This is a genomic window from Parasutterella sp. (assembly GCF_057870745.1).
Map to the genome: position 1 here is coordinate 1 of NZ_DBMALT010000039.1, position 15,997 is coordinate 15,997.

Consider the following 15,997-nt stretch of genomic DNA (forward strand, 5'->3'; position numbering starts at 1 on the left):
GTCAATGCGGAGCCGGTTGTCTATCGCTGGAAATGGAAGCTTGAAGACATCGAGTCCGCATTTACTTAATTGATAACGAATTTATAGATTGAACTACTAGTTAGCTGTCAAACGCAGGTGTAAGCTTAATCCTCGAGTTCATTGATGAACTTTCCGGATTTCTTTCAGAGCACTTAGAAAGCGTTTCTGAAAGCTAAGTTTCGCTTCTATTTGAAAAGGCTGTGATTCCATCTAGAATCGCAGCCTTTTTGTCGTTCTTCCGGCCTGAAATTCAGTTCATTATTTTTGTGCAATTTATCCTGAATTCGGCAAGATTTGCTCTTTTACTCTCAAAGTCGCTTAATATCTCAGGAGTTTAGAAATTCCTTAGGAAGAACAATGAGTTTGCTCAAAGACAAAAAAATCCTGCTGACGGGTGTGTTATCCAACCGCTCAATCGCTTACGGCATTGCCAAGGCCTGCCATCGTGAAGGTGCTCAGCTCGCTTTCACTTACCAGAATGAAAGATTCCTGGATCGCATCACAGGTTTTGCCAAAGAATTTGACAGCGAAATCGTCCTTCCGCTGGACGTTGCCGATGACGCTCAGATTTTTGCTCTTGCCGAAACCCTAAAGACAACTTGGGGCACTTTAGACGGCGTCGTCCACTCCATCGGTTTTGCTCCTCGTGAAGCCATTCAAGGCGATTTCTTAGACGGTCTGTCTCGCGACGCTTTCAAAACAGCGCTGGATATCTCCGCATACTCCTTCCCGGCCTTAGTTAAGGCACTCGTTCCTCTGATGGAAGGTCATCCTTCTTCCGTCCTCACGCTGACCTACTTAGGCAGCGAGCGCGTCGTGCCGAATTACAACACTATGGGTGTTGCCAAGGCAGCTTTGGAAGCTTCTGTCCGCTATCTTGCCAACAGCCTCGGTCCCAAAGGAATCCGCGCCAACGCTATTTCCTCCGGTCCGATCAAGACTCTGGCAGCCAGCGGCATTAAAGATTTCTCCAAGATCCTGAAGTACATGGAAACATCAGCTCCGCTCAGACGCACGGTTACCATCGACGAAGTCGGCAACACGGCAGCTTTCCTGCTCTCGGACTATGCTTCCGGCATCACAGGCGATAATGTTTATGTCGACGCCGGTTTCCACGCCGTCGCTGTCCCTGATCTTCTGGAATAAGGATTCATCATGCATTTTTGGGCTTTTATCGGAAGTCTTCTGCTTGCTTCCGGCGTTGCTATGGGCGCGTACGGTGCGCATGGCTTGCGAGCCATCGTGGACGTACCTCGTTCCATCGAAGCATTTGAATATGCCGTTCAATATCAGCTCATCAGCGCTTTAGGCTTTTTTGCTATTGCTTGGGCAACGAACCACTTCAAAGCCGGTTTGGTCAATCTGGCCGGCCTTCTGCTTCTGATCGGAACGATCGGCTTTTCTCTGAGCATCTACCTTCTCGTTCTTGCTCAATGGAGACCTTGGCCTTTGGTCACTCCGATCTCCGGCGGCTTCATGATCGCAGCCTGGATCGTCATGGCCATCGCATGCCTGACCTCTAAGCCGAAACACAGCTCTTTCTATTAATAAATCGTTTTGTTCCGGAAGATCAATGCTCTCTTCTCTGCCTTATCCGCTTCTCTTTGTGTCCGACTGCTCCGAGCGGCCGCCGCAAAAGTATATCGACAGATACCTGAGCCCGGCCCTGCTGAAATATGCGGCAAACCATCCTCTGGAACAAAACGCCATCCTCTGGAGCCGACTGCTCCTTCTTTCCATTCCTTACCAGCAGCATCCTGAAGATCCTCCTTTGATGATCGTTTCGGATCGCTTTACCAAAAGCCTGACGCTGGGCGGCGACTCTTATCACTACTGTAAGACTGACTGGCAAGGGGACAATCTTGCGCTGGTCGTCTCCGACCTGCCGGTTTTTCTTTCCTTCAAATCTTTTGATTCGGTCAATGATCATTTGAAGGAAATTGCCCGACTGCGTTTCCCTGCCATCATTAACAATTGGATTGATCGTCAGGAAAATTCCGAACTCGCCTTCTACCAGTACTGGACGCTGAGTGAGTGTCTTAAAGATCGAGACGATCCGACTGTTCGGATCAAAATCGATGATGACGACTGTTTGACCGTCCGCGGTTCCAGCGTACTTCTGCGTGAGACCTTCCAGTTTTGGACCTCTGAGGATTGGATCTGTACAGTTCAAGGACCGGCCCTGACAAATTTGCTTTACGAAGTCAGAGAACCGGAAAACACGCTTCAGCTGCTCGACGAAGCTTTCGAGAAATTTGGCACGGAGTAGAAAAATGACAAAAGAATTCAGCACCGTAGGAGTTTTCGGAAAACGAGATTCTGTCGATTACGAACCTCTGCGCATTATTGCCGAGCTACTCATTAAATCCGGACGCCAAGTTCTGTTGGAGAAAAAGCCGGCGGAAGCACTTTCGCTCGGCGAAGGCTATACCCGAGACGAAATCGGCAAGAACTCCGACCTCATCATCATTTACGGCGGTGACGGAACTTTCTTAGGGGTTTCACGCCGAATGGCGCATTACGATGTGCCTTTCATCGGCGTCAATGCCGGTCGTCTCGGTTTTGTCACTGACATTCCGTCGGACAAAATGGTCGAAGAGATATCAGAGATCCTAAGCGGCCACTATTACACGGATACTCGCTGTCTTCTAGAGGGCATCCAGATTCGTGACGGCAAAGAGATTTACCGCAATGTCGCCGTCAATGAGATCTGCGTCTCTCGCGGCAACTCCGGCGGCATGATTGAGGTCTCCGTCTCGGTTAATAAACTTCCGATGAGCCGCCAAAGAGCCGATGGTTTAATTGTTTCCACACCGACGGGTTCGACGGCTTATGCATTGAGCGTCGGCGGCCCGATGATTTATCCGTCAGTTGCGTGCACGCTTTTGATCCCCGTTGCTCCCCATTCGCTGGCTAATCGCCCGATCGTGATCCCGGAGAACTCGCTGATCGAAATTACGGTGACGGATATGAGAGACGCCACGCTGTATTTCGATATGCAGGACAATTCCGAGGTTTTAGTAGGGGATATCATTAAGGCCTCCCCCTATCCTCATCGCGTTAAAATTCTCCATCCGAGTCGACACAACTACTTCGATACGTTGTGCAAAAAATTACATTGGAATTACCTTCCCACGGACCGATAATCTCTCATGCTCTGTTCACTGAATATTCGCGACTTTGTCATTGTTGACAAACTTGATTTGGAATTTTCAGACGGTTTTACTGCACTGACCGGTGAGACCGGCGCAGGCAAATCAATCCTCATTGACGCACTTCAGCTTCTTTTCGGTGCTCGCTCCGATCCGGAAGTTATTCGTGCCGGCGCCCAAAAGTCCGACCTTACAGCCTGCTTTACGATCAACGACAAGATCAAAAACTGGCTTGAAGAGCGTGAACTTACCGGTGTCAACGGCGAGCTGGTTTTAAGAAGAACTCTGGATATCAAGGGCCGAAGCCGTTCTTGGATCAACGGCACACCGTGCTCACTGTCCCAGTTAAAAGAACTCAGCCATATGTTGGTCGTCGTTCACGGTCAGCATGCGCACCAATCTCTGCTTCGCAAAGGTTCTCAGCTCGAAATGCTGGATGCCTACTCTGGTCTTCGTCCTCAGGTCGATGCCGTTCGTTCCGCCTGGACGCAGTGGCGCGAAGCTCAAAAGACTTTAGAAGAAGCGCGCGAAAGACAAGCGTTTAATCAAGCCGAACTCGAACGCATGAAATGGTTCTTAGAAGATATGAAAGAGCTTTCTCCAGTCAAAGGGGAATGGGCTCGCATCAACGAAGAACACACGCGCCTTTCTCGTTACAACGATATTATTGATTCATGCCAGAAAGCTCGAGAAGCGCTGACTGAAGCCGATTTCAGCGCATTGGAGCTTGTCGACTCCGCAATCAGCGCCATCGGCGATGTGTCGGACGTGGATGCCAAACTCGAGAAAATTTACACACAGCTCAACGATGCTCGTGAGATCATTGACTCCGCTTCCGACGATGTTGAGCACTATCTTGACCGTACGGACTTTGATGAAGGCCGTTTCGAAGAACTCGATCAAAGGATCAACCTTTATCTCGAGCTGGCTCGCAAATATCACATTGAACCGGATGAACTTTATGCAGAGATGCAGAAGGTCACCGAGAAGGCCGCCGAGATGGAAGGACTGAGCGATCTGACGGCGCTCTTTAACAAAGCGCACGAAGCAAAAACTCAGTACGACAAACTTGCCGGAGAACTCTCTAAAGAACGTAAAAAGGGTGCACTGAAGATGCAAAAGAGCATCACCGATGTCATGCAGACGCTGGCAATGGCAGGCGGCTCTTTTGAAGTTGCGGTGACGCCGGCAGATGCGCCCTCTTCCGTCGGTATCGACCACTGTGAATTCCTCGTTGCCGGCCACGCCGGCGTGCCGCGCAGATCTCTTTCCAAAGTTGCGTCCGGCGGTGAATTGGCGCGTATCAGTCTTGCGATCGCGGTTACCGATACGATGACTGCCACCGTCGATACCCTGATCTTTGACGAAGTGGATTCCGGCATCGGCGGAGCAGTTGCCGAAACGGTCGGGCGTCTGCTGGCTCAGCTCGGCGAGCATCAGCAGGTTCTCTGTGTTACGCATCTTCCTCAGGTTGCGAGCTGCGCTTCGCATCACTTCAAGATTGAGAAGAAAGCCGCAGCTGAGGGCGAAGCTCCGGTCTCCAATGTTTATCCGCTCAGTGAAGATCAGAGAGTTAGAGAAATTGCCCGTATGCTCGGCGGCTTGACGATTACACAGAAGACGCTGGACCACGCCAGAGAGATGCTAAGGCGGTAATCCATCTGCCTTCTCATAAAGAAAAGGATCCCAACTGCGAGGATCCTTTTCTATTTTGTTACTTACCGACGATCAGAGCTCTTTCTTTTCTGCCTTGTGCTTTTGGCATTCAGGACAGACTCCGTAAAGAGCCATGGAATGATCAACGAGCTCGTAGCCGTGTTTAGCCGCGACTTCCGCCTGGCGTTTTTCGACTTCTTCGTCGACAAATTCGACGAACTTACCGCACATCACACAAATCAAATGATCGTGATGATGTCCGTCGTCAAGCTCGAAAACCGCTGTGCCGTGTTCAAAATTTCTGCGCGTCAGAATACCGGCAGAAGCAAACTGGGCCAAAACACGGTAGACGGTAGCTAAACCGACGTCTTCTCCCGTGTTCACAAGCTCTTTATAAACTTCTTCAGCGCTCAAATGGCGGTCTTCACCGGCCTTTGCGCGCTCCTGGAAAATTTCGAGAATCTTGAGACGAGGCCCCGTAGCTTTCAAGCCGAGGTTTTTTAAGTTTTTAACGTTTTCTTGTTGTGTATCTGGCATATTTCTTTCCAACCTCGAGATTTACAAGTTCGATGGTTCTTAGATCAAGTCTTATCGATTATCATACAGGCTTGATAATATTTCTACCCCTGTTTTCGGAAATGAAACGGTTAATTTTTTGCGCACTTCTCCCTTTAACCCTTTTAACGGGCTGCTCTTCCGTCAGTGACCATATCCCCGGCTGGCTCAAGCCTTATACCCCGGACGTTCACCAAGGCAACGTCGTAACTTCCGAAATGATCGACGCACTCCATGAAGGAATGACGAAGAATCAAGTTATCTTCCTGCTGGGCACTCCGGCACTGCGCAACTTGTTCCATAAAGAACAATGGAATTACGTTTATTACCTTAAACCTCGTTTCGGTCAGACCAGCATTCGCAAGCTGGAAATCACTTTTGATGAAGACGGACGCGTAGAAAGCTTCAAGTCCGACAAGATGCCCGACGAAACCAACGCTGACTTGGCAATCCTCGGCGAACGCGCCAGAGAAAGCACCCTGAAGCGCCAGGAAGAGATTGAAAAGGAAAAACAGGAAATTCAACAGCCTGCTTCTGAAGAAGCTCAGCAAGCCGCGGAAACGGAACCGTCAAAAGAAGCCGCAGAAACTCCTGCTGCTCAATAAACGCGACCAAAAACCACACATCCTTCACGGCACCGCAAAAAACGGTGCCGTTTGTTTTGAAAAATCGGTTATGGTCGGATTTCCGACAAATTTAGAGTACATTTAAGAGTTAACTGCGGAGCGCCTCCACGGCCTTGTCTTCCATTCATCTTTCTTGCTGTCGAAAGCGTTCCCGATCCCAACTACAACTTAATCTTCCGGAGTATTTATGGTCAAAATCGCAGTCGCCGGCGCCAAAGGGCACATGGGCAAAATGATTATCGATGCCGTTTGGAACACTGAAGGCGCAGAATTAGTTGCCGCCCTCGCGCACAAAGGAACCGATAAGTGGGAAGCCGACGAAGATGCCGGCGCAACCTTGGGTTACAACACCGGCGTCAAGATCACGGATGACTACAGTGTGCTTCGCACCATCGGCGCCCAGGTACTAATTGATTTCACTCGTCCGGAAGGCACAAAAGAATTTTTGAAGATCTGCTCAGATGCCGGCATCGGCATGGTCATCGGAACGACCGGATTAGATGCGGAAGGCAAAGCCGCCATTGAGGAGGCCGCCAGGGTGATCCCCATCGTTTTTTCTCCGAACATGAGTGCAGGCGTAAACGTCACATACAAGCTGCTTGAGCTTGCAGCAAAACTGCTCAAAGACTACGACGCAGAAATTTTTGAAATGCACCACAACCGTAAAGTCGATGCTCCAAGCGGCACAGCCATCGCTATGGGTAAGGCCATTGCAGATGCCCGAGGACAGAATTTTGAAGAAGTCGCCGTATGGGCACGTCAGGGTCATACCGGCCCGAGAGTGCCCGGCTCTATCGGTTTTGCGGCACTGCGCGGCGGTGACGTGGTCGGTGACCATCAGGTAACTTTTGCAGGCAGCGGAGAAAGAATCGTGATTTCTCATCTGTCGAGCTCTCGTGCCGGCTACGCTCAAGGCGCCGTTAAAGCCGCCCTTTGGGAAGCCGATAAAAAACCGGGACTTTATTCTATGAGCGATGTCCTCGGTCTCTAATTTATGAATCGGGAAGAAGCATTCAAAATCCTCGAGGCAAGAATCCTTGAGCTTCTGAGCCGCATCAGCCATCTTGAGGAGGAGAACACTCGTCTGAAAAACGACCTCTCCTCCAAGACTGCCCAGCTGCAGGCTGCCCAAACCAAGGTCAGTATTGCGGCGGAACAGCTTCATATTGAGCTTGACCGCCTCAAAGCGTTCAAAGACAGATACCGGACACCCTGATCTCTATGCTCTATACCATTGCGATTCAAAATTTAAGGCTTCAAGTCTCCGTACCCGATTCCACCGACACGGCGGCACTTGATAAGGTGATCCGCGAGTTCAATGAGCATCTGGTGACATTTAACAACGGCAGACCGGTTGAACTCTACGAAAGCAAAGAGATCAAACTGCTTATCTTTACGCTTATGTCATTCATCATCGGGATGCAAAAAGCTCAAGAACAATGTTCTGCACCGCCTGAAGAATCTTTGCCCTCTGATGAAAAAGTAAACATTCGTGACGATAAGGAAACGGTTGATACGATCCGAAGGCTTATTTCTCTTTGCAACCGAGGACTTACGAAGCAAAGCTAAATTCGAATACGCCCGAATAGCGCAATTAGCTTTAATACCGACTTTAAAAATTTTAGGAGAAGGCTACAATACAAATCGTCCCCTGCGAAATTCGAGCATCGGCTGTTGTTCTTTGAACCAATACTCTAGTTTCGGGGGCTCATTGACAGACCATTAAGTTGAGCGGCACGCGCTGCTGCTCCTTGTGCCTGCCATAGGCCTCCACCCTGAACCCTCGGTTCAGGACTCAAGCCGGACGGTTTCGGCGGGAGACACAAAAACGCTCTCGAACTTCGAGAGCGTTTTTGTGACCGCAGCTTTTCTACTCGGCTGGCGGTTCATAAGGCCGAAAACAAATCAAATACAAAAAATTCAATGCATTAACTTTGGCCTTACAATACCCGCAACTTTGTCTTAACTGTCTCAAAAATCGGAACGATTTCTTCGAGGCCCAACCTTAATTTAAGTAAGAAGAAAAGAATTATGTCTTTTACGATCAAACTCGCCGGCACGCCTTATGAGTTCAAGGCCGAAGCCACTGAAACCATTCTTGAAGCCGGTGACAAAGCCGGTTTTCTGCTGCCGAGCGCCTGCCGCAGCGGCGCCTGCGGTGCCTGCAAGGCTCAAATCATTTCCGGCACTGTTGCATTGGGATCTCATGAGCCTTTTGCTCTGACCGAAGCCGACCAGAAACTCGGTCTGACTCTTCTTTGCCGTGCCAAGGCAACTTCCGACTGCGAAATCAAAGTTCGCGATGTCAAACTGGCTCAAAAGAAACCGGAAGGTATCCAGGCGGAAATCGTTGAGAAGACACTGCTGGATCCGTCCATCATGCGCTTAGTTTTGAAGCGTGCCGACGGCGGCGTCTTTGAATTCAAAGCCGGCCAGACCTACGCTGTCGAGCTTCCCGGGAACCAGAAACGCTATTACTCCGTCGCCAGCTCTCAGAACCAGAAAGAGACCGTCGAATTCCTGATCCGCAAGGTTACGAACGGCATGTTCACCGGCATGCTCTTCTCCGACATGATCCGCGTCGGAGATAAGATGCGCCTGAAAGGACCGGAGGGCACCAGCACTTTTCAGACACCGAAAGGCCGTAAAGCCGTCTTCCTCGCTACCGGAACCGGCATTGCTTCCGTCAAGAGCATTGTTTCCACACTGGTAGAAAACAATGACCTCGAAGGCCGCGAACTTTTCATTTACTGGGGCGTGCGCACCTCTCAGGAACTTGTCGTCGGAGAAATCTTCGAAGAATGGGCCGCCTCTCATCCGCAGATCCATTACACCGGCGTCGTATCCCGTGAGGACACCTGGCCCGGCGCGAAAGGTCACGTTCAGACCTTCGCCGCAGCGGACAACGGCGATATGACCGATATGGACGCTTATCTCTGCGGAAGCAACTCCATGATTAAAGCCGCAGTGAACTATTTAACAGCTCGCTGCGGCCTTCGTGAAGATCACATCTTCATGGACAACTTCGGTTTCTAAGCTTTTCGGCGGCAGGCCCAAATCCAAAGCACTGCCCCGATAATGATCATCGGCAGCGAAAGCCACTGACCTCTTGAAAGATCCAAGGCCTGAAGACCTAAGTAGCTGTCGGGCTCGCGGAAGAATTCCACAACAAAACGAGCCAGCCCGTAACCGAATAAGAAGAGACCCGAGACTGCACCTGGGGATCTCTTTTTTATTGAGTAAATCCAAACAACGAGGAACAGCACCAGTCCTTCCAATGTTGCTTCGTAGAGCTGAGAAGGATGACGCGGAACGCCGTCCCCGGCCTGCGGAAAAATCATGCTCCAAGGCAAGTCGGCGGAAGCCACGCGGCCCCAGAGTTCACCGTTAATGAAGTTTCCGAGTCGGCCGAAGAAAAATCCCAACGGCACGAGCGGAGCGACGAAATCACCGACGGTAAGAATAGATTTCTTGTTTCTCCACGCAAAATAAAAGAGCGCAAGGATGACGCCGATAAACCCGCCGTGCGCACTCATTCCGCCCTGCCAGACAGCGAAGATTTCAAGCAGATGGCTCAGATAGTATTCAGGCTGATAAAGCAGCACAAAGCCCAAGCGGCCGCCGACGATCACGCCGACCATACCGACAAAGAGTAAATCTTCAAGATTTGCCTTGGTGATTCCTCTCCATTCCTGGCGGCAGCGGTAAAGGCCAAAAAGGTAGAAAAGCGTAAAACCGATCAGATACATCAATCCGTACCAGTGCACGGCTAAAGGCCCGACCTGAACGGCAATCGGATCAAACTGAGGATGTACCAGCATTACTTAGGCCTCGTATTCCGAACGAAGGTTTTCGACGTAGCCTTCTACGTCTTCCAAGATTTCCAGACCGTGCTCATCAGCACCTGCTCGGGCTTCTTCAAGCTCTTCGTAGAACTGAGTAAACGTTCTGGCTCCTCCTAAACCTTTGACAAGCTTGTTGTACTTGTGGAGACGCCAAAGTCTTTCCGTTTCCGGAGTGAGTGCATACTCAGGATAGTTGCGGCCCATGAAATACAGCGTAAGTTCGGCTAGGTCTTCTCGATCAAACTCAAGTCGATCGAAAGCATCTGCCATCTCTTCAGGGGGCAAGGCCCTAAAGGTCGCCATCTTGCGAGCGTCCGAGTTACTGGGGAAGCCCCCGCTGTAAAGTGCTTCTTCTGGAATGTCTTTGGCGTGCTCTTCGGCCTTTCTATCTGCCAGCGCCATAAAGAGCGACAGAAGTTCGGAAAGGCGATCTGCGGAAGCAAGAATCTTCGAAGCGTTTTCTGAGTAATAAGCGGCCGGGTGCTCAAATAAGCCTTGTCCGTTCTTAGTGATCCATGCCGACATGCCTTTCATGAGGAAGGGCTGTTTTTTGGTCTTAATGCGCACGAACGGCAGCGGTTTAATGCCCTGCTCTTTTTGCTCGCGCGTCACGAAAGATCTTTCCTTCATGTCTTTTTCTGTAATAGCCCACATTTCGTTCGGATCGGCAGAAAGATCCCAGCAAATCCATTCGTTTCGAACAGAGGGGTTCTCAAACAGCGGCATCACTGGTCTTAAGCCTCTGCGGTGATGAAGACTGTAGCGATCGACATATAGAAGCGGTCGCTTTTCGTTCAGAAGCTCGACAATCTTGTCGGACTTGCTGATCGAGAGTGCGTACTCCCAAAGACGGGGATTCTTGCTTGCAATCAGTTTGGCAAGCTGCAAGGTGGCAAAGGCATCCGAGCTTGCATCGTGCGCATGGCGATGAGGCAGATTGTTTGCCGGAGTCAGGCGATCCAATTTGAAACAAACGGTGCCGTCTTCTTTTGTGGGCCAATTCAAAATTTGAGGTGCCACAGCATAAACGGCAATCACTAAGAGAAAAACGTCGAATCGTCCGCGCCCTTCTCCATACTCGGTGTCGTATGCCGGCAGCAGATTGCGCCAGAACATGAAGCGCGTCATCTCATCGTCGTAATTGCGATTGTTGTAGCCGATTGTGATCGTGCCGGGTTTGCCCATTTCATCACGAATGACTTTGGCGAAATCAGCTTCGGCCAGCGCGTTTTCTTCATCCATGAGCGACATCGGCGTAATACCCGTCACCAGAGAAGATCCCGGGGACGGGATGTAGTCGTCCGCAAGCTGGGCATAAAGCACCATACTTTGTCCGATGATATTGAAGTTGGTATCGGTTCGAAACGATCCGTACTGCACAGGGCGGTCTTTGCGCGCTTCTGTTCCGAATGTTTCGTAGTCGTACCAAAGGTAACTTGTTGAATTGTTGACAGTATCGGTCATGGACTTTTCGCAAAATTAGGTAGGCCAATATTACAAGAAACCGCCGTTAACCGACACGTTCGCGGATGCTGAAAGCGTAAAAAGACGAAAGCCGGCGTTTCCGCCGGCTCATGCCCTAAATCTTACTCAGATTACATCGCCAAACAGGCTTGTCTGATCATGTAAAGGCAGACGAAGCACAGCAGGCAGGCAAAGATCTTCTTGAGCGGTTTTGTGTCGATAGAGTGAGCGACTTTTGCTCCGAGCGGTGCAAACAGCACACTGGTAATCGCAACGGAGAACAAGGCAGGAATACAAATGTAGCCCAGGTCAATCGGCCAGGGAGGCAGACCCGATACGTTCCAACCGCTGATGATGTAGCCGATGGTGCCGAAGAGCGCGATAGGGAAACCGAAAGCAGCACTGGTTGCCACGGCATTCTGCATTTTGACGTTGCACCAAATCATCCAAGGTACAGAGATAAAGCCGCCCCCTGCGCCGACTAAGGCCGAAAGAATACCGATTGCGATGCCCATGAAAAACTTACCGATCGTTCCCGGCAAGTTGCGGTCCGGACGCGGAGATTTGTTCAAAAACATCTTGAACGCGGAGAACCCGACGAAAGCCGCAAAAATCAAAGACAGCCAGAATGTCGGCAGCCAGCCTGCGATCTGTGCACCAACAACCGCACCGACCAAAATGCCGGGAGCTACGGAAGCCACGACATTCCACAAAACAGCACCGCGTTTATGGTGTGCTCTGACGGAAGAAAGCGAAGTAAAAGCGATCGTTGCCAATGACGTCGCAATGGCCACGTGAACGATGTGATCGTGCGGAATCAAACTCGACGGGATCAGCATAATCAGGAACGGTGTAATGATCATGCCGCCGCCGATACCCAGTAGGCCTGCCATAAATCCCGTAAAGCAGCCTAATAAAGCCATAAGGCCGATTGTTGTGAGTGCCACTTAATCCTCTTATATGGTTTGAGAATTTGAAAATTTGAATAAGAAAAATCTTAGCGCTTATCTTCGTTTTTTAACGGCTTTTCGCTGGAAGTGGCGTAAATACTAGGTTTGCGGGATGAGGTACGGCTGAAGCGCTTTCCACTCGTCTTCATTCACGGGCGTGATCGAGAGGCGATTGCCCTTTTGAAGGACGCGCATTCCCTCACAGCCGGGAATCGTTCGAAGCTCTGCGATGGGAACCAGTCTGACCTTATGCAGTACGAGAACATCGACCTGAACCCAGCGCGGTTTTTCCTGAGTGCTCTTAGCATCGAAGTATTCGGAAGTTTCTTCAAACTGCGTCGGATCCGGATAAGGTTCGGAAGCTATTTCACCGATACCGACGATCCCGGGCTGAGCGCAGGAAGAATGATAGAAAAGAACCGGATCTCCGATCTTGCAAAGATCTCTCATGAAGTTGCGGGCCTGGTAATTACGGACGCCGAACCACCCGACTTTGCAGCCGTCCATCTGCAGGACGTCATCAACGGAAACTTCGCTTGGCTCCGATTTCATCAGCCATGCATAGTGCTCAAAACCTGCCATAATTTATCTACCTCTATTTACTGAGAAGCTCCTTATATCATGTCTTCAGACTCTGTCCAACTTTGTTTGTCCCGCAAGACCGGAGAAATGCTTCAAAGACTCCGTGCCAATCGCCCTCTCGTTCATTGCATTACTAATGAAGTCGTACAGGAAATTACGGCTGACGTGCTTCTTGCCGCAGGGGCCTCTCCCGCGATGGTAGTAGGCGAAGGCGAAGCCGAATATTTCGCCGGCATTGCCTCTGCACTTTCGGTCAACGTCGGAACACCGTACGAAGCACGTATCGAAACCATGAAGAAAGCGATTCGCGGCGCTCTTGCCGCAGGCAAACCATGGGTTCTCGATCCAGTTGCCGCCGGCGGCATTCCCTGGCGCGACAAAATCATTTTTGAACTCTTAGAAATGCATCCGACAGCGGTCCGAGGCAACGCTTCCGAGATTCGTTTTTTAGCCGGTGTCGGCACTGGGGGCAAAGGCGTGGACAGTTTGGACGACTCTTCCTCTGCTATTGAAGCCGCAAAAACTTTAGCCCGCAAATACAAAACATTTGTTGTGGTAACGGGGCACAAGGACTATGCCACAGACGGCGAACGTGTGCTTTGCGCCGTCGGAGGCAGTGAAATGATGACGTTGGTCGTCGGAACCGGCTGCTCACTTTCTGCACTGCTCGCCGCCTTCCTCGGAGGAGCTGAACGCTCGCTTGAAGCATGCATTGCATGCTGTGACTACGTAAACTACGCCAACGATACCGCTTCCACTCGCTCAAGCGGTCCGGGATCCTTCCATTTTCAATATTTGGATGCCCTCTATCAAATCCGTCCTGAGGACTTCAGAAAATGAAATCCGGCAAGAAATTAGATCTTTCTCTTTACCTTGTCCTGGATGCCAACCTTTGCAAAACGCCTGAAGGAATGGCTGAGACAGCAAGAAAGGCCGTAGAAGGCGGATGTACCGTTGTGCAACTTCGCGCGCCGGAGTGGAAAAAGAAAAAACAGCTTCGAGCTGCCTTTCTTCTCAAAGAGCTCCTCAAAGACACGAATGTGCTTTTCATTGTGGATGATCACATTGATATCGCTTTGCTCAGCGGTGCCGACGGTGTTCACGTCGGACAGGAAGACATCGATCCTAAGTACGTCAGACAGCTTTTAGGGCCTGATGCAGTGATCGGTTTATCTGTCGGCAGTATTAAAGAATTAAACACGATCGGACCTGATGTGGATTACATCGGAATCGGCCCGGTGTTCTCTACCAAAACGAAGGTCGATGCGGGCGCAGCTGTTGGCTTAGGCCTGCTTGAGTATATTTCTAAAGAAGCGGGGCTCCCAAACGTTGCCATCGGCGGCATCAATCAAAGCAATGCCGCAGACTGCATTCGTCACGGAGCCGACGGAGTCGCAGTCGTTTCAGCAATTTGCGGCGCGGAAGATCCGAAAGCTGCCGCAGCTGCCATCAAGAAAGCCGTTAACGACGCGCTTTCGATTTAGATTTTCCGGCCGTACTCGCGGATTCGGGTGCGGCCTTGCTATTTGTCCATTTCATCAGCCCGAAGAGCGCGAGCAGGATCACAAGCCAAGCACCGATAAACATAAACACCATCTGCGTGCTGGCTTTTCTTGACTGGCCCTGAACAAATAAACCGTAGCTCTGTTTTGCCTCTTCCAATGAGGAAGCACAGATAAGGGGATTCTTAGCCGGTTCAAATACTTCTTTCGTCACGGTTTGGGGCGTCTTGCCGTCGCTGGTGACGCCGATCTTGGAGCAGTAGCCCGCCAGACTCTTATGGCCGGCCTTCTCGACATAAGTCCAGTCCGCCTGCGCTAATTTTTCTCCTCTGGAAAACGCAAAGGTCGTGTCCCAGATGCAATAGAAAGCGCAAATTAAAAGCGTTACCAGAAACCAAAGCTGCCAGCGGATTTTCATATGGATCAGATTCAAACGGAAAAGAAGTGTTACTTACTCAGAACGGCTGCACAAGTCTAAGTCAAACCGTTCTTCTATGTACTATGCCGACAACATACGAAACAATTTCGGAGCAAAACAATGAACTTAAAAATGAAGCACCTGATGACCGCTTTGATCGCCTCTGCTGCCGTCGGACAAGCCGTCCATGCACAGGAAGCATCGTCCGCAGTCGCACAAGACACCAAGCAAGTTGAGCAAGCCGCTGACGGTATGGCAAACAAAGTCGCAGGCTGGCTCGATAAGTTATCCGATTCCGTCAGAACGCTCGGCGAAAAAAGCGAAGAGTGGTCTAAAGACGCTGCTACGTACAAAGACCAGCTCAAAGAGCAGTGGCCTTCTATCAAAGAGCAGTTCAATCAGAAACTCAGCGAAGGCATGGAGAAAGGTCAGCAATCCAGAGAAGCTGTTTCAAAATGGCTGGATGACACTTTCTCTCAGGAGCGCATCAACAAAGCCGAAGAGTGGATGACCAACTTCAAAAACGGCGTAACGGATAACGTTGTCGACCCGTTGGTACCTTACCTTTTGGCCATGCGTTATCCCAATCCCATGGACGAATGGAACCAGGGCTATCGTCGTGAATATCCGGTCTCCATTAAAGGCATGGATCGTCCGCTTCAGGTCACATTGCCGCTCTCTTGGAATCTTTCTCAGAACCTGCAGCTCGGTCAGAATGAATTCATGAGCTGGCGCAGTGAATCCGGCACCGGCCAATATGTGGTCGCTTTAATTGAAACTCCGACCGGAGCAACCGTTGACAGCATTGTTGCGGGCCTTCAGAAAGCCCGTCCCGACGCCGTAACAGAAAAACTCCCGAATTCTCAGATCGTTCGCGTTTACTTCCCTGCTAAAACCGATACAGAGAATGCCGTTTATTACTACGCCGTTCCGACAGGAGATCAGGTCTTCACAGTCTGCGGAGAAGTCTTGCGCGGCAAGAATGAAAAGACCGAAGCTCTGAATCAAAGACTTCAGGCAGAAAGCAATTTCTTTAACGTCATGGCGTCCAATATCTTTGTGAAACCTGCGTCTTAATCAGAACGTATTTTTCTTCGAAAGCCTGAGACAAACCTCGGGCTTTTTCTTTTTTCTTTGCCGAATTTTCCTGGTTTTGTTCTCGTTGGAAGGACTTGCCTCGAATTAAAATGATGCCATTCCGAAATTCTCAATTCCTCACATACACA

Annotated in this window: 19 protein-coding genes; 13 read left to right on the forward strand and 6 right to left on the reverse strand. The window is 50.4% G+C overall.

Annotation, left to right across the window (positions count from 1 at the left end):
• The first annotated feature begins 378 nt into the window (after positions 1-378).
• Genes ACZND6_RS10050 through recN form a run of 5 tightly spaced genes read left to right on the forward strand, consistent with a single transcriptional unit; the run spans position 379 to position 4,829 of the window.
• Positions 379-1,167: an enoyl-ACP reductase FabI gene (locus tag ACZND6_RS10050; RefSeq protein ID WP_300874072.1), complete on the forward strand. Its 789-nt coding sequence runs from the start codon at positions 379-381 to the stop codon at positions 1,165-1,167.
• A 9-nt stretch (positions 1,168-1,176) separates the two neighbouring features.
• Complete coding sequence (locus ACZND6_RS10055; RefSeq protein ID WP_022099664.1) at positions 1,177-1,569, forward strand: DUF423 domain-containing protein; 393 nt, start codon at positions 1,177-1,179, stop codon at positions 1,567-1,569.
• Between the two features lie 25 nt (positions 1,570-1,594).
• On the forward strand, positions 1,595-2,290 hold the full coding sequence (locus ACZND6_RS10060) for a hypothetical protein (protein ID WP_300874069.1): 696 nt from the start codon (positions 1,595-1,597) through the stop codon (positions 2,288-2,290).
• A 4-nt stretch (positions 2,291-2,294) separates the two neighbouring features.
• Positions 2,295-3,167, forward strand: a complete 873-nt coding sequence (locus ACZND6_RS10065) for an NAD(+)/NADH kinase (protein ID WP_293737744.1) — start codon at positions 2,295-2,297, stop codon at positions 3,165-3,167.
• Between the two features lie 6 nt (positions 3,168-3,173).
• Positions 3,174-4,829, forward strand: a complete 1,656-nt coding sequence (recN, locus tag ACZND6_RS10070) for a DNA repair protein RecN (RefSeq protein ID WP_300874065.1) — start codon at positions 3,174-3,176, stop codon at positions 4,827-4,829.
• A gap of 72 nt (positions 4,830-4,901) precedes the next feature.
• On the opposite strand, the gene fur is transcribed toward recN, so the two are convergent.
• Positions 4,902-5,366: a ferric iron uptake transcriptional regulator gene (gene fur / locus ACZND6_RS10075; RefSeq protein WP_489524628.1), complete on the reverse strand. Its 465-nt coding sequence runs from the start codon at positions 5,364-5,366 to the stop codon at positions 4,902-4,904.
• A gap of 101 nt (positions 5,367-5,467) precedes the next feature.
• On the opposite strand from fur, the gene ACZND6_RS10080 reads away from it, so the two are divergent.
• The 5 genes from ACZND6_RS10080 to ACZND6_RS10100 all read left to right on the forward strand — a co-directional run bounded on the left by ACZND6_RS10080 (position 5,468) and on the right by ACZND6_RS10100 (position 9,046).
• Positions 5,468-5,989, forward strand: coding sequence for an outer membrane protein assembly factor BamE (locus ACZND6_RS10080; protein WP_293737741.1), 522 nt, complete (start codon positions 5,468-5,470; stop codon positions 5,987-5,989).
• A 208-nt stretch (positions 5,990-6,197) separates the two neighbouring features.
• The gene (dapB, locus tag ACZND6_RS10085; RefSeq protein WP_418573229.1) at positions 6,198-7,001 is read left to right on the forward strand and encodes a 4-hydroxy-tetrahydrodipicolinate reductase; all 804 of its coding nucleotides are present in this window, start codon (positions 6,198-6,200) and stop codon (positions 6,999-7,001) included.
• Between the two features lie 3 nt (positions 7,002-7,004).
• Positions 7,005-7,226 carry a coiled-coil domain-containing protein gene (locus tag ACZND6_RS10090; RefSeq protein ID WP_293705277.1) on the forward strand — a complete coding sequence of 74 codons (222 nt, stop codon included), beginning with the start codon at positions 7,005-7,007 and terminating at the stop codon, positions 7,224-7,226.
• A gap of 5 nt (positions 7,227-7,231) precedes the next feature.
• Entirely contained in the window at positions 7,232-7,579 is a 348-nt protein-coding gene (locus tag ACZND6_RS10095; protein ID WP_293737739.1) for a hypothetical protein, read from the forward strand.
• 462 nt (positions 7,580-8,041) lie between these two features.
• Positions 8,042-9,046, forward strand: coding sequence for a 2Fe-2S iron-sulfur cluster-binding protein (locus tag ACZND6_RS10100; RefSeq protein ID WP_293737670.1), 1,005 nt, complete (start codon positions 8,042-8,044; stop codon positions 9,044-9,046).
• On the opposite strand, the gene lgt is transcribed toward ACZND6_RS10100, so the two are convergent.
• The 4 genes from lgt to ACZND6_RS10120 form a co-directional block, all read right to left on the reverse strand.
• Positions 9,043-9,831: a prolipoprotein diacylglyceryl transferase gene (lgt, locus tag ACZND6_RS10105; RefSeq protein WP_293737671.1), complete on the reverse strand. Its 789-nt coding sequence runs from the start codon at positions 9,829-9,831 to the stop codon at positions 9,043-9,045. The two genes, ACZND6_RS10100 and lgt, sit on opposite strands and share 4 nt — an antisense overlap.
• A gap of 3 nt (positions 9,832-9,834) precedes the next feature.
• Positions 9,835-11,319 carry an exodeoxyribonuclease I gene (gene sbcB, locus ACZND6_RS10110; RefSeq protein ID WP_293737672.1) on the reverse strand — a complete coding sequence of 495 codons (1,485 nt, stop codon included), beginning with the start codon at positions 11,317-11,319 and terminating at the stop codon, positions 9,835-9,837.
• Positions 11,320-11,450: 131 nt separating this feature from the next.
• Positions 11,451-12,266, reverse strand: a complete 816-nt coding sequence (locus tag ACZND6_RS10115) for a sulfite exporter TauE/SafE family protein (protein ID WP_370648968.1) — start codon at positions 12,264-12,266, stop codon at positions 11,451-11,453.
• Positions 12,267-12,368: 102 nt separating this feature from the next.
• Positions 12,369-12,851 carry an EVE domain-containing protein gene (locus ACZND6_RS10120; protein WP_293737673.1) on the reverse strand — a complete coding sequence of 161 codons (483 nt, stop codon included), beginning with the start codon at positions 12,849-12,851 and terminating at the stop codon, positions 12,369-12,371.
• A 39-nt stretch (positions 12,852-12,890) separates the two neighbouring features.
• Between ACZND6_RS10120 and thiM the strand changes: the two genes are divergently transcribed.
• Both thiM and thiE read left to right on the forward strand, forming a co-directional pair.
• A complete protein-coding gene (thiM, locus tag ACZND6_RS10125; protein ID WP_293737674.1) occupies positions 12,891-13,691 on the forward strand; it encodes a hydroxyethylthiazole kinase in 801 nt (266 codons plus the stop codon).
• Positions 13,688-14,335 (forward strand): thiamine phosphate synthase, encoded by a 648-nt coding sequence (gene thiE / locus ACZND6_RS10130; protein ID WP_370748572.1) that lies wholly within the window; start codon positions 13,688-13,690, stop codon positions 14,333-14,335. The genes thiM and thiE overlap by 4 nt, the downstream gene beginning before the upstream one ends.
• Here the strand turns inward: thiE and ACZND6_RS10135 are convergent.
• Positions 14,313-14,771, reverse strand: coding sequence for a hypothetical protein (locus ACZND6_RS10135; RefSeq protein ID WP_293737676.1), 459 nt, complete (start codon positions 14,769-14,771; stop codon positions 14,313-14,315). The genes thiE and ACZND6_RS10135 overlap by 23 nt on opposite strands.
• Before the next feature lie 120 nt (positions 14,772-14,891).
• Here ACZND6_RS10135 and ACZND6_RS10140 point away from each other — a divergent pair, with 120 nt between their 5' ends.
• On the forward strand, positions 14,892-15,848 hold the full coding sequence (locus tag ACZND6_RS10140; protein ID WP_300874026.1) for a hypothetical protein: 957 nt from the start codon (positions 14,892-14,894) through the stop codon (positions 15,846-15,848).
• Positions 15,849-15,997: the final 149 nt, after the last annotated feature.